This is a genomic window from uncultured Campylobacter sp., assembly GCF_938002845.1.
Classification (GTDB): domain Bacteria; phylum Campylobacterota; class Campylobacteria; order Campylobacterales; family Campylobacteraceae; genus Campylobacter_B.
In genome coordinates this window covers 60,841-73,879 of sequence record NZ_CALKZP010000028.1, presented here as the reverse complement: position 1 = coordinate 73,879, position 13,039 = coordinate 60,841, and the positions used below count along the sequence as shown (strand labels likewise).

Annotated in this window: 7 protein-coding genes; 1 reads left to right on the top strand and 6 read right to left on the bottom strand. The window is 50.0% G+C overall.

Going from position 1 to position 13,039, the window contains the following annotated elements; translation table 11 throughout:
• Positions 1-47: 47 nt before the first annotated feature.
• From Q0224_RS03900 to groES, 6 genes are all read right to left on the bottom strand, one after another.
• Complete coding sequence (locus tag Q0224_RS03900) at positions 48-2,231, bottom strand: hypothetical protein (RefSeq protein WP_297949247.1); 2,184 nt, start codon at positions 2,229-2,231, stop codon at positions 48-50.
• Positions 2,185-4,278, bottom strand: a complete 2,094-nt coding sequence (locus Q0224_RS03895; RefSeq protein WP_297949246.1) for a replicative DNA helicase — start codon at positions 4,276-4,278, stop codon at positions 2,185-2,187. Before Q0224_RS03895 ends, Q0224_RS03900 begins: the two co-directional genes overlap by 47 nt.
• 931 nt (positions 4,279-5,209) lie before the next feature.
• Positions 5,210-6,277, bottom strand: a complete 1,068-nt coding sequence (gene ispG / locus Q0224_RS03890) for a flavodoxin-dependent (E)-4-hydroxy-3-methylbut-2-enyl-diphosphate synthase (RefSeq protein ID WP_297949244.1) — start codon at positions 6,275-6,277, stop codon at positions 5,210-5,212.
• A 631-nt stretch (positions 6,278-6,908) separates the two neighbouring features.
• A complete protein-coding gene (locus tag Q0224_RS03885) occupies positions 6,909-7,973 on the bottom strand; it encodes a hypothetical protein (RefSeq protein WP_297949242.1) in 1,065 nt (354 codons plus the stop codon).
• Between the two features lie 595 nt (positions 7,974-8,568).
• The gene (gene groL / locus Q0224_RS03880; protein WP_297949240.1) at positions 8,569-10,206 is read right to left on the bottom strand and encodes a chaperonin GroEL; all 1,638 of its coding nucleotides are present in this window, start codon (positions 10,204-10,206) and stop codon (positions 8,569-8,571) included.
• A gap of 12 nt (positions 10,207-10,218) precedes the next feature.
• Positions 10,219-10,482, bottom strand: a complete 264-nt coding sequence (groES, locus tag Q0224_RS03875; protein ID WP_297893655.1) for a co-chaperone GroES — start codon at positions 10,480-10,482, stop codon at positions 10,219-10,221.
• 205 nt (positions 10,483-10,687) lie between these two features.
• Between groES and Q0224_RS03870 the strand changes: the two genes are divergently transcribed.
• On the top strand, positions 10,688-12,934 hold the full coding sequence (locus Q0224_RS03870; protein ID WP_297949238.1) for a hypothetical protein: 2,247 nt from the start codon (positions 10,688-10,690) through the stop codon (positions 12,932-12,934).
• Positions 12,935-13,039 lie beyond the last annotated feature (105 nt).

Below are 13,039 nucleotides of genomic sequence, written 5' to 3'. Positions count from 1 at the left end.
AATTTCGCTCGCAAGGGATCTAAGTTGCGCGGGCATAATACGCCGCCCTACTTCCCGTCTAAATTTAAAATTTCACTCGAAATTTCATCTATCGTCGCGTTGAAATCCTCCGCCAGCGCGCGCTTTAGCTCCTCTTTCGCCGCCATCATATCGCGCACGATCGCAGCTTCAAACTCCTCTCGATTGAGCGCCTCGTCGCCCTTGGCAAACGCAAAATCCAGCCCAAACCACGTAGCCACGGCAAACGCAGGCACGCATACCACCGCGCCCGGGCCGCACACGAGCCCCGCACTACCGCTAGTCGCGCTGGCGCCCGCCTTGGTAATAGTCTTTGCGCCCGTTTTAGCCGCAGTTTTAGCGAGGCTCTTGCTTATCAGCTTTGCGCCCAGCACGCCGCCCAGCGCCCCTAGCCCCGTCCCGCTCGCGCGATACGCCTTGCTTTTTAGGCTGAAGCTCTGCGTGACATTGAGATCGATTTTCGCGCCGTATTTTTTGAGCGTAAAATTTAGCGAGCTCTCATAATTTTTGACGTTTGCCGCAGCGATTTTAGCGATGTTCTCGCCAAAATCTTTCGGGAAGCTTTCACTTACGAAGCCCGCAAATTTCTCATTCAGATACGCCCCCGCGTCATCGTCCCACACGCCGTGCCACAGCACCAGATAATCGCTCAGAAACGAGTAATTGAAATCGGCCATTTTCTGTGCGCTAAGCCTCGCGCCCTCGTCGTAAACGGCGTCGATGTAGCTATTTAGCGCGGATGCGGCATTTGCCTCCGCAGCGAAGCGCGTGGCGTTTAGCTCGCCTCTTAGCGCATCCGCCTCGCGCGCGCTTAAGATCAGCCGTTCGCCGCTTTGCAGCACGATCTGTACGCCCGTCTCGACCGTGCTTTTAGGATACACACTCTCCGAGCCGCTGCCTGCCGTGCGCGTCTGCGCGGCGCAGATCAAACACAGCGTGACGTAGGCAAGCGCGAAGATCGTGCCGCTAAAGCGCCCTATTTTGGGCGCGGACGTGGCTCGCGGCATAAAAAGCACGAAGGCGCAAAGATGCAAAATCGCGCAGTAAAAGAGGAAATCTCCCGCGCAGATCAGAAACAAAAGAGCGATTTTTAGCGCGCTAGGGCTCTGCGACAGCGCCAGATCAAACAGCGCGTTTTTGTAAAATTTCAAAGCGTAAATTTCATTTAGCAGAGCGGATCTGAAGTGCGCTTGCGGCGCGGTAGATTTTAAAATTTCAAAAATTTCAGGGATTGATGCGGAGCTTGTCGCGGATTTTTCAGCCAAATTATCGGCGGACGCGTTCGGCGTGGCGGGAGTTGGAGCTAAATTTAAATTTTGCGCTGCGGCGGAGCTTGCCGTAGAATTTTTAGCGTTGATTTGCGGCGCAGCGGCGGGATCTGCCTTAGAATTTTCAGCCGAGACCTGCACCGCCCTGACGGAGCCCGCTTTAAAATTTGCGGGCGAAGCGGTAGGATTTTTGGCAGCACCTGGCGCGGGCTTGACGGCATTATCAGTCTCGGAATTTCGCACAACCATGGCGGCGTTGTTCGCCGCGGAATTCTTAGCGGAATTATCTGCTGCTAAATTTCCGACGGGTGCGGAAGCGTCATTCCTCGCGAAGTCTTCGGCGAATGAAACGGTGCGGGTAAGCGGAGTAAAATTTATCGCGGAATTTAAAGAGTGTGCGGCTGAACCCGTAGCGTCTGCAAGCTGCAAATAGGCTAAATTTATAGCGAAATTTACCGCTACGGCAAGCGCGGCGAGCAGCAAAATGCTAAGTTTGAGCGATAAAATTCTAGGATTTTTAATCTCTTTTAGACTGAGCTTCAGCACCGCCAGGCGCATCAGAGCAAGAGCTGCAGGCAGCGCCGCGAGCGTCACGAATAGCTCCGCGCCGCGCAGATCCGCTAGGCCTAGCGCCAAAGTGACGCTCAAGAGGACTGCGCCCGCGAAGGCTAAAACCCCGCTTATGAGCCTGCCTCTAAAAATTTTAATCAAAGTCCCGCTGCTGCGAAATAGCGCCGCATTGGCGCGCTGCTTCGCCTCGTAAAAAAAGCTAAATAGCACCCGAAATAGCGCATAAGCCCAAAACGTCGCCAGCGCGCAAAAGCCCGCGTCACTGAAATCCTGCGCGTAAAGCGCGAAACAAAAAACGCTAACGATCAGCGCTAGCCTAAGCGCTATTTCACAGATCCAGCGGCGCGTCGTCGTCATCGAGCCTGTTTGCCTCATTGATCTTTGGAATGCCCATCTCTTCGATATTTAAAGGCGGCGCGGGTTTAAATTTCGCCTCGTCCTCTTGCGCTTCAAAAGGCGGCTCATCGCCATCGCCGTTTTCAAAATACGCAGCATTCTCTTGCTGCGTGTTCTCTGCGCCTTGCGATGCGCCCTCTGCACCTTGCCGCGCACCTTTCGTGCCCCGCAATGTGTCTTTTACGCCTCGTGGAGTGCCCGCTAAATTTTTATGCGCATCTATTTCAGGTGCGATACCGCCCGCTCTCGTATCATCTAAATTTTGCTCCTCAAATTCTTGTTTTTGCAGTGCATTCTGTGCCGCGCGCTGTACCTCTGCCAAGCCCTGCTCTGCGCTAAGCTTAGACTCGCCGTCTATCTCCTCGCTGTCCTGCTCACCGCTTTGGCCAAAGCTAGGCATCTCGTCAAAATCGATATTTACTCCGGGGTTTCGAGCGCTAGCGGAGCTTGTATTTAAATTTACGCCGCTATTTTGCGCTTCGTTAAAATTCTCCGCGCCGTTAAAGCTTTGCGCTAAATTCTGTTGCAAATTCTGCACTGTATCGGGATGCTGCCCAACTGGCTCCTCAAAGCCCTGATCTTGCAGCTGCGAGACGTAGTCGAGATTGTCATTTTCGTTAAAGATCGCGCTCTCGCTGGGCTCGCCGCCGAAGCTCGTATCGACAAAGCGGGTAAATCTGCCCTGAAAGCCAACCTCGATCGTCCTGCCCGCCTCGCCCGAGCGGTTTTTGCCGACGATGATTTCGGCCTTTTCCTGATAGTCATTACGCCTAAACACGGGCTCGCCCGCGTCCTTGCCCTCGGCCTCCAGCCGCGAAATGCGCTCGCGCTCCATCTGCTCTTTATAAACCTCGTCGCGATAGACGAAAAGTATGATGTCGGCGTCCTGCTCGATCGCGCCGCTTTCGCGTAGATCGCTTAGCATCGGGCGTTTGTTCGAGCGCGCCTCGAGCGAGCGGTTTAGCTGCGACAGCGCGATGATCGGGATGTTTAGCTCGCGCGCCAAAAGCTTGAGCCCGCGCGAAATTTCGGCGATTTGCAGGTGGCGCTCGGAGTAGTTGCTCGTGCTCGTCATAAGTCCGATATAATCGATCACGCAAAGCTCGATGTTGGCGTCTGCGGATTTGAGTTTGCGCAGCTGGGTGCGGACTTGGTGGATGTTTACATAGCCGCTGTCATAGACGAAAAGCGGCATATTCAGCACCGCGTCGCAAGCGTCGTTGAAGCGCGTCCAGTCGTCGTCGCTAAGCTTGGCGCTCATTATGTCGCTTAGCGGGATCGAGCTAAGCGCGCTTAGTATGCGATACATCAGCTGCACGGAGGGCATCTCGAGCGAGAAAAATACGACGCCTTTGCCGCTTTGCAGCGTTTTCATCATCAAATTTAGCGCAAAGGCGGTCTTGCCCATACCTGGGCGGGCGGCGATGATGATGAGCTCACCCGGTTTCAACCCCTTCGTGCAGTCGTTTAGGAAGCAAAAGCCGGTATCCAGCCCCACGAGCTCCGAGCCTGCGAGCGCCTTTTGGCGCTTCAGCTCCTCTACCACGTCGGCGATGATCTCGTGCGATTTTTTGATGCCGCCGTGACGCTCCTCGTCGATGAGCTCGTAAATTTTGGAGCTGATCTTATCGGCGGTATCTTTGCTGCGCACGGCTTCGTTTACCATCGAAGGGATCTCGTGCGCGACCTTGATTAGTGAGCGCTTGATCGATTTTTCGCGCAGCTCGAGCGCGTATTTTGGGGCATCGACCACGCCGCTGGTGGCTACGACCTCGGTAAATGCGCCATCGTCGTAGCGCTCGGCTAGCCATTTTTTAACGAAGCTCGGCGCGATCGGCTCGTTGTGCGAGGAGCATTTGACGATCGCCTCGTAGATGTCGGCGTGCGGCTTGTAGAAAAAATCGCCGACCGAGATTATCTCGCTCAGCTCGCCGTATGCGTCCTCGTTTTGCAAAAGCGAGCTTAAAATCGCGCGCTCCATATCCAGATCGTATAAATTTGCAGGCACATTCTGCTTCGTTGCCATCGCTTCCCCTCGTTTCGCGCGCTTTTGCGCGTCTAAATTTTAAGCTCTATAAAATCGTAAATTTTAATCCACAGCCCCGGTACGCGCTTTTGAAAAGCGATGCGGCTTTGAACGCTCGTCGCGAGACCTTAGAACTATCGCAGCTTTGAAAATTTCGCGCTTCAAAAAGCCACGCAATTTTAAGCCGCTACGCTCTTATGCCGCATATACTGCGGCGATTTAAGGCTGCGCCCAAAGGCTGCCGCGGCGGATTTAAAATTTTGAAATTTCATAGAGCTTGAAATTTCGCTAGGGCTTAGAATTTTTTAAAATTTTAAGCCCGCCTATTAAAATTTAGCGCCCCCGGCTCGGGCATTAAATTTTGCGCCCGAGCTGCGGCGAGCGAACCTTTCTAAACTTAAACCGAGCGTCGCGATCTGAAATTTTTCAAATGCCTTAAACAATGAGCCAAATGCCGCGGCATTTAAATTTAACGCTCGCTCGCTGTTTCGCAAACGGTGCGTCCGTCACGCTAAATTTAATGCGGCCCGACTCCCGCGCCGTGCCTTGAAATTTTACGCCGCTGAGCTCTATGGTTTAAAATTTTACGTATCGAAATTTCACGCCGCAAATTTAGCACCGAATCGCGAGGCTCAAATTTTAAAATAAAATTTCACGGCGAATTGCAAAGTTAAAATTTCAAACCCAAAATTTAAAAACAAAATTCCAGAGTTAAAATTTAAATCCGGAATTCCAAGCCGCATTCCCAAAGACTCAAATTTAAAAGCGCTGCCTCGGAATTAAATTTTAAAATTTTACGCCAAGACACGCTGTATTGATGAGCCTAAACGAACCGCAGTGAGTCCAGCGCGCTGAAACGCCGAGCCGCGAGGCTGAGCCGCGCGCCGTAGCGGCTTTTAACCGCTTTAACCGGCTAGACGCTCCGCAGCTCTCACGCTCCTTCGCGAGCCCGCACCTCGTCCTCGACCTCTTGCAAAAACCGCTCCACAAGCTTGCTCTCATCGAGTTTAGCGACCACCTCGCCGTGGCGCATCACGATGCCGCGCCCGTTGCCGAACGCGATCGCCACGTCCGCGCCCTTCGCCTCGCCGATCGCATTTACGACGCAGCCCATGACGCTGATATTTAGCGGCGTTTTGATATGCGCGGTTTTTTCTTCGACAATTTTGATCGCGCTTAGCAGATCGCTTTGCAAACGCCCGCAGGTAGGGCACGAAATGATATTGACGCCGCTTTTTTGCACGCCCGCGTCCTGCAGGATCGCACGCGCGACGCGGATCTCCTCCTCAAGCTCGCCCGTGATACTCACGCGCATCGTATCGCCGATCCCCTCCATTAGAAGCGTACCAAGCGCGATCGCGCTCTTGATGCTCGCGTGAAATTTCGTCCCCGCCTCAGTCACGCCCAGATGAAAAGGATACTCGCACAGCGGGCGCAGCGCGCGATACGCAGCCACCGTGCTCGGCGCGTCGGAGGTCTTAAGCGAGATCGCGATGTCGCTAAAGTCCTCATCCTGCAGCAGCGCGGCGTTATACAGCGCGCTTTGTACCATCGCCTCCACGCTGCGGCCGTACTTTTGCTCGAACTGCTCCTCGAGTGAGCCCAAATTTACGCCGATGCGGATAGGTAGGCTGCGAGCTTTACATGCGCGCACGACCTCTTTAATACGCTCCTTGCCGCCGATATTGCCGGGATTGATGCGGATGGCATCGACAAACTCCGCGACCTGCAACGCCAAGCGAAAATTAAAATGGATGTCCGCTACGATGGGAAGCGGCGAGCTTTTTTTGATCTGTGCGAGCGCATCCGCGTCCGCCTTATCGAGCACGGCGCAGCGCACGATGTCGCAGCCCGCGAAATACAGGCGGTTTATCTGCTCTAGCGTGCCCTCCACGTCCTTCGTTTTAGAAAAGCTCATCGACTGCACGGAGATGGGCGCGCCGCCGCCGATTTTGACGGAGCCGACGGAGATTTGGCGGGTCGGATAGCGATTTTTCAAATTTAAGCCTTTAGAATTTTTTGCGCTATTTTATTCAAAACGGGGTTAAAATTTAATAATTCGCACTCGCTAGCCGCCGTAGAATTTCGCCTGCAGGATTTTACCCACTAAATTTTGCTTTCGCACTTACGAAAAATTTCATTTCGCCGCGAAATTTTAGCGAATAGAGCTCTATAAAATTCCGCCATCTAATAAAATTCTAAAAATTCCGGTAGCAAATAAAACTATACAAAATTTTATGGCAAGCGAAATTTAATAAACCACGTAGCCAAGCAAAATTCCGCAAACTTGGCAGGTAAGCGAGGTCCTGCGACGTAAAATTACAAAATTAAGCTTTTGAAATTTCCGCGAAATTTTAACCGCAGTATCGTCGCAGCGCTCACTCGCACAAAACGAGTGCAGTATGGTTTATCCTAGCAGCGCGGCATGCAGCCGTGAAATTCAAAGCAAGTAGATGAAATATGAACATTCTATCTTTAATTGCAGCATTAGGGCATTGTTTCGCACGGCGGCAAAGCCGAAAAAACGTCAGCCGTTCGTGTTTAGCACACCGCGCCAGTATCGCGATCTTATAGAGGCAGCAAAATTTAAACCGCCTATGCATATAAATTGCGCTAGCGTGCCGCCTAGGCTAGCGCACTAGCTCCATATTCACCTTGACCCTGCTCATCTTGTCCTGCAGCATATCCATCACCGACTCATTGCGCGACGAAGCATCATCCGTCGGGGCTTCGTGCTGCTGCCACTTGCTTTTCGTCGCGGCGGGGCCCCACTGCGACGAAAATATTAGCCCGTGCTTTTTCTCAGTCTCAGGCGCAGGCTCATAAGGCTGTGGAGCGGGCTTCGCCCAACGCTCATCATAACGCATCGCAGCACCTTGTCCTAACGCATTACCCCGCTTTGGCGACGGCATCCTACCAAGCGCGCTACCGCCAGAGCGCCCTATCGCACGGCTAGAGCGAGCAGATGTGGGAAGATAGGGCGCGCGGGCATTTTTACGAGCCGTATACTTCGTGGCGCTCGAATGAGATGCAGCTGTATGCCCCATAGCGCCAGAACGAGTTGCACTATAGCCGTAGCGAGCTTGCGGCTGTGCAATTCGAGTCGTCGTTAATTTTCGAGCTTGTGCGTCTACGGTTTTGCCGGTCTGCTCATCCGCGCCTCCGTGAGTTTGCGCGCTTACGCTTCTCCGCATATCTGCGCCTCTGTAAGTTTGCTCCGTATCGCGAGCGCTTGGCGCCTCGTCCTCATAGATGCGGGTCTTTGGCAAACGCATCAGCGTCGCAACTAGACTCTTGCTAGCTTCATTCTGGCTGCTTGATTGATTAGTCGGGCGCCTAGATGCTTTATTTCTCGCAGAATGCGATGCGAAATTTTGCCCGGGATTTTTAGTAAAATTTTTCGCACTTTTTCGCGTGAAATTTTTAGCGGATTTCCTAGACGCACGCGTATTTTTTGTGAGCTTGGATTTTGAAAGGCTTTTAGCATTTGCAGATTTTTTAGCATGCGGCTCGGCAGAGGATCTTGCCGCTATATTTTTGCTCGAATGATCTTTGGCTCGTAAATTCTGAGATGAAATTTTATATTTATGGTTTTGCAACGCGGCGGGCGATTTATGGCTTTGCTGAGCGGCAAAAGCGCTAGAAAAACTCGCCAAAATGAACGCAATTAAAAAAATACGAGCTAAATTTTTCATCGTTTTCCTTTCCATGGATTTTAGGCGAAATTTAGCAAAGCTTAGATTAAGCCGCGTTAAATTTAATGAGTGAGGCTATGAAATTTCAGCTCTAATTCCAAGCCGTATCGCCAAATAAAAACATTGATAAAGGCTAAGCTGTAAAAATTCCACAGCTAGGATTCTGTTTGGCAATAGAATTTTATCACATTAAAAATATGACGCCACAGCAAAATTTTATCTTGTAAGCGTTTAAGAAGGAGAGCTGAAAAATTTTAAAGTTTTAGAATTCTGCGCTTAGATTTTGAGCGGCAAGTCAGAATTTAAGGTAAAAAGCAAGCTCAGATAAAATTTTTAATTTTAAAGGATAATGCAGCAAGACCGCAAATTTGCGGCGAGATACGAAATTTGCGAGATCATGCAGTGACTAAAAATCACACCACTTAATCGCTAATTCATAATAAATCGCCGCGCCTTAGACATATCCAAAACGCGGCACATCGCATTTTACGGCGCACAGCAAAAGCATCGCCGCGCATAAAGCATTTCGCGGCGCTGCAAAATCTCACAGCGCCGTTGTAATGGCATAGGAGCGCCGAATGACGCTCCTATGGGACTACATCATTCCGCCCATGCCACCCATTCCGCCCATATCAGGCATTGGAGGCATTGCAGGTTTCTCCTCTTTAATCTCGCTGACGGTCGCTTCGGTCGTTAGAAGCAGGCTTGCGACGGAGACCGCATTTTGAAGCGCTATGCGCTCGACTTTGACCGGATCGATGATACCTGCTTCAAACATATTGACATACTCGCCGTTTGCGGCGTTGAAGCCAAATTTTTTGTCTGAGCCCTGCTCGACCTTATTTGCTACGACACCCGCGTCAAATCCCGCATTCTCTGCGATCTGGCGAAGTGGAGCGAAAAGCGCGCGCTTAACGATGTCCGCACCGATAAGCTCATCGCCGCTTAGAGCTAGTTTTACGCTAAGTCCAGCTCTGATTAGCGCAGCGCCGCCGCCGATTACGATACCCTCGTCTACGGCTGCTTTGGTTGCGTTTAGGGCGTCGTCCACGCGATCTTTTTTCTCTTTCATCTCGGTTTCGGTCGCAGCGCCCACTTTGATGACCGCAACGCCGCCGCTAAGCTTAGCCATGCGCTCTTGAAGCTTCTCTTTGTCGTAATCGCTCGTAGTTTCGGCGATTTGAGCTTTGATCTGCGAAACGCGCGCGTCGATATCTTTTTTCTTGCCCGCGCCGCCTACGATAGTGGTGTTATCTTTGTCGATCACGATACGCTCGGCTTGTCCGAGATCAGCCATAGAAGCGCTTTCTAGCGTTCTGCCAAGCTCCTCGCTGATGACGGTGCCGCCCGTTAAAATCGCGATATCTTCAAGCATCGCCTTTCTGCGATCGCCAAATCCTGGGGCTTTGACCGCAGAGATGTTTAACACGCCGCGAAGTTTATTTACGACCAAGGTCGCAAGCGCCTCGCCCTCGATATCCTCGGCGATGATTAGAAGGGGTTTGCCGCTTTTTTGAACCTGCTCCAAAACTGGTAATAGGTCTTTTAAATTTGTAATTTTCTTATCGAATAGCAAAACTAGCGGCGAGCCTAGTTCGACTAGCATCTTCTCGGCATTTGTAATGAAATATGGGCTTAGATAGCCGCGGTCAAACTGCATTCCCTCGACTACGTTTAACTCATCGTTAATAGATTTTGCCTCTTCTACCGTGATAACGCCGTCCTTGCCGACTCTTTCCATAGCGTCTGCGATCAGATCGCCCACCGCGCTGTCGTTATTGGCAGAGATCGTAGCGACCTGAGCGATCTCTTTTTTGCCACTTACTTTTTTAGAGGATTTTTTTAGCTCCTCAATAACCGCAGCGCTAAATTTATCCATACCACGCTTAACTTCGATCGGATTTGCGCCCGCAGTTACGTTGCGTAGGCCCTCTTTAAAGATCGCGTGAGCTAGCACGGTCGCAGTCGTAGTGCCGTCGCCTGCTTGATCGTTGGTTTTACTCGCTACTTCGCGCACCAAAGAAGCGCCCATATTCTCTAGCGTGTCTTTTAGCTCGATCTCTTTAGCTACGGTTACGCCGTCTTTTGTGATCGCCGGAGCACCGAAGCTCTTTTGGATTAAGACATTGCGACCGCGAGGTCCCATCGTAACTTTTACAGCGTCGTTTAGCTTCCTAACGCCCGCGTAAAGCTTGTTTCTTGCGTCGTCTGAAAAAATAATCTCTTTTGCCATTTTCAATCCTTTTTATTTAATTATGCCTAAAACATCTTCTAAATTTAAGATAAGAAATTTCTTATCATCTAAGCTAATCTCGCTACCTGCGTATTTTGCAAACGCTACGATATCGCCATTTTTGACGCCTTCACATTCGCTGCCGACGGCTACGATTTTGCCAGTTGAGGGCTTTTCTTTTGAAGCATTGTCTGGGATGATGATGCCCGAAGCGGTCTTTTTTGTTTCCTCCTCGCGCTCTATTAGAACGCGCTTGCCAAGTGGTTGAAATTTCATTTCAGTCCTTTCTTTGATTTGTGATTTCTAAAATTGGCACTCAATGTGTTTGAGTGCTAAGATTATATGCAAAATTTATATTCTTGTCAATAGTTTATGAAAAATTTTTATAAAACTTTAGTGATTTAAACTCAAGTATTGAGATTTCAAACGTTAAATTTTAAGGGCTATAATACCTTCAAATTTTAAATTTTAAGGGGACGAAATGAAAATTTTCGGCATAATCGCAGGAATTTTAATCCTGCTTATCGTAGGCGCCGGCTGCCTATTTTTCAGCGATTTTGGCAACAATCTCACCAAGCCTTACATAGAAAATTTGATCAAAGAAAAAAGCGGCCTTGACGTGAAGCTCGATAAATTCGATCTAAATTTCGGCGATTTGGATATTAGCGCCAACGTAAATGATGCTGCGAGCGTAAACGTAAAGGGCAAATACTCGCTTTTTGCGCGCTCCTTCGATCTTAGCTACGACGCAAACGCGCACGATCTAGCCAAGCTCGGCATAAAAATGGACGAAGAGCTAAGCCTTAAAGGGCAAATTTTAGGCGATCTTAGCAAATTCGGCATCAACGGCAGCGGGCGGATTTTTGATAGCAACGTAAAATTTTTAGCAAATTTAAAAGACCTTAGTCCGCTTGATCTACAAATCGACGCTAAAGCTCTAAACGTCGAAAAAGCCCTTGCCGTGGCTTCGCTACCGATATACGCCAAAGGAAATATCGACGTGCTCTCGGATATCAAAGCCGGTGGTAGCGGCGCAGAGGGCAACGCAAGCATCAAAAGCTCAAATTTGATCCTAAACGAATCTGCGTTTAAAGATATGAATATCTCCATCCCAAAGGGCGTGCAGATCACGTTAAACTCGGACATCACGGCGCAAAATGACGTCCTGCGAGCAGCAAGCAAGATCGATTCGACGCTGGGCAAGATCAGCGCCGAAAAATCGGAATTTGATCTGAAAAACAAAACTTTAAATTCCGATTTTAATCTAAATTTGCCCGATTTAGCGAAACTCGAAAGCCTTATCGGGCGCAAAATTTCTGGCGACGTTAAAGCAAACGGAAATTTAAAGACCGATTTTTCTACGCTTGAGCTTTTAAACTCGCAAATTTCGGCGTTTAAAGACGCGCTTAAAGCGGATGCGAAGGCTAAATACGATCTTAAAAACAAAAACGGCGAGCTGTCCGCGAAGCTAAACGCAAACGATCTAGCCGCGCTGCAAAACGTCCTGGGGGTGAAGCTGCAAGGCAAGGCAAACGGCGAGCTTAGCGCGGCTTTAGCGCAAAATGAGCTTAAAAATCTAAGCTTAAATCTAAACGCGATGGGCGGCAACCTGAATGCGAACGGAAATTTAAGCGATCTTAAGCTTAAAGCGAGCAATCTAAATCTGGTCGTACTTTCGGCTCTGTTTTACGGCAGCGCGATCGGAAACGGCACGATAAACGGCGATGCGAAGTTAAGCTTAAAGGACGGCATTAACGGCACGGCGCAAATTTCGCTCGCTAACGGCGTGATTTTTAAGAAATTTTTAGACGGCGTGAGCGGCAAGAACTTCCCGAGCGATCTAAAAGCGGACGCGCAGGCGCAGACAAATATCAAAAACTCAGTCGCGACCTTTAGCGCTAGCGTAAACTCCGATCTGGCGCAGCTTCAGAGCCTAAACGGCACCTACGAGCTTAAAAACAAAGCGCTTAAGGCAAACTACGCGCTGCTGATCCCGAGCTTGCAGCGACTGGAGTTTTTCTTAAATCGCAGACTAAACGGCAAGATCGCCGCTACCGGCGAGCTTTCGCACGACGGCAAGAGCCTGTTTGCGACCATAAATTCCAAGGTCGCGGGCGGCGAGCTGAACGGACAGATCGCGGGCGATGAGGCAAGCTTTAAAATTCAAAATTTCATCGTCAAAGAGCTTACGACGCTTTTAAATATCGATCACGTCTACGACGGCACGGGCAATGCGAATCTTACGTATAATACCAGCTCGCACAGCGGAAAATTTGACTCGATCATCAATAACGGCCGCCTTCCTAGCGGTGGATTGATCGATAAAATCGGCAAAATTTTAGGCCGCGATCTAGGCGGCGAGGTCTATAACGACGCCAAAGTAAACGGCACGATCAAGCAAAATTTAATCAATTTCAACGCCGATATGAGCGCGCAAAAAAGCAAGCTAAACGTTACAGGCGGCACGCTGGATAGCAAAACGGGCGCGATTTCGGTGCCGGTTAAGGCAAACATCGAAAAAACCGATCTTGAAATAAACATCACCGGCACGATCAAAGAGCCGAAATACAATATCCAATCAGACTATCTAAAGGGCAAGCTCGACAAACAGATCGGCAAGGGCATCGACAAGCTTTTCGGCGTGAAAAAGGACGATAACAGCAGCAAAAACGACGCGAAAAAGGAGCAGTCAGACGCGATTAAAGGGCTGATAAATGGGCTATTTTAGCCCATTCGCTCCCATTTGGCGTTTGGAATTTATGGATACTGCTAAACGAGCGCGAGATTTAAAATTTTGAAATTTTGAAATCTCGCGCAGTTTAAATTTTAAAAT

Coding starts and splice junctions, on each gene's coding strand:
- groL (WP_297949240.1), bottom strand. CDS start 10,206: ATGGCAAAAGAGATTATTTTTTCAGACGACGCAAGAAACAAGCTTTAC.
- Q0224_RS03870 (WP_297949238.1), top strand. CDS start 10,688: ATGAAAATTTTCGGCATAATCGCAGGAATTTTAATCCTGCTTATCGTA.
- Q0224_RS03900 (WP_297949247.1), bottom strand. CDS start 2,231: ATGAGGCAAACAGGCTCGATGACGACGACGCGCCGCTGGATCTGTGAA.
- groES (WP_297893655.1), bottom strand. CDS start 10,482: ATGAAATTTCAACCACTTGGCAAGCGCGTTCTAATAGAGCGCGAGGAG.
- Q0224_RS03885 (WP_297949242.1), bottom strand. CDS start 7,973: ATGAAAAATTTAGCTCGTATTTTTTTAATTGCGTTCATTTTGGCGAGT.
- Q0224_RS03895 (WP_297949246.1), bottom strand. CDS start 4,278: ATGGCAACGAAGCAGAATGTGCCTGCAAATTTATACGATCTGGATATG.